We start from the raw sequence: 540 nt of genomic DNA, 5'->3' as shown, positions 1-540 counted from the left end.
GCGCCAGCCAGCCGGCGCCCATGGCGAGCCCGCCGACGATCGCCATGCCGCTTTCACCCAGCGTCGTCACGAGCCGGCGGGCGGCGAAGGTGTAGAAGAAGCCGCCGGCGCCGTACAGCGCCACGATGGCCGCCGCCGCCGACAGGCCGAGCCCGAACTCGCGCACCAGGACGGCCGGCAGGAAGGCCAGGCCGCAGAAGGCGAAGACGCCCTCGACCAGCACCACCAGCAGCATCCAGCGCGCCCACGGCACCGACAGGACGTGGAGGAGATCGCGCACGTGGCCGTGCGGGGAGGGCGGCCTCACGGCTTCGCCGCGGACCTCGCGATTGAAGGTGATCGCCAGCCCGCCGACGCAGAAGGCCACGGCCAGCAACGCGAACACGGCACGCCAGCCGAGCCACTCGGTGAGCACGCCCGACACCCACTGGCCCGCGATCATCCCGCCCAGCGAGAAGCTGAGGAAGCGCGCCAGCACCGGCTGGCGCTCCGCGTAAGGCACGGTGTCGCCGACCCACGCCAGCACGAGCGCGATGATGC

The 540-nt window shown here is 73.0% G+C and carries 1 protein-coding gene; it reads right to left on the bottom strand.

The genetic code is table 11. The features are described from left to right. The coding region (locus AC1DTN_RS39020; RefSeq protein WP_477925597.1) for an MFS transporter at positions 1–540 on the bottom strand (540 nt) is incomplete at both ends.

The organism is Rhizobium sp. 01T444 (genome assembly GCF_056398305.1).
The sequence above is the reverse complement of the archived record's forward strand: the minus strand, read 5'-3'. Positions and strand labels throughout refer to the sequence as shown.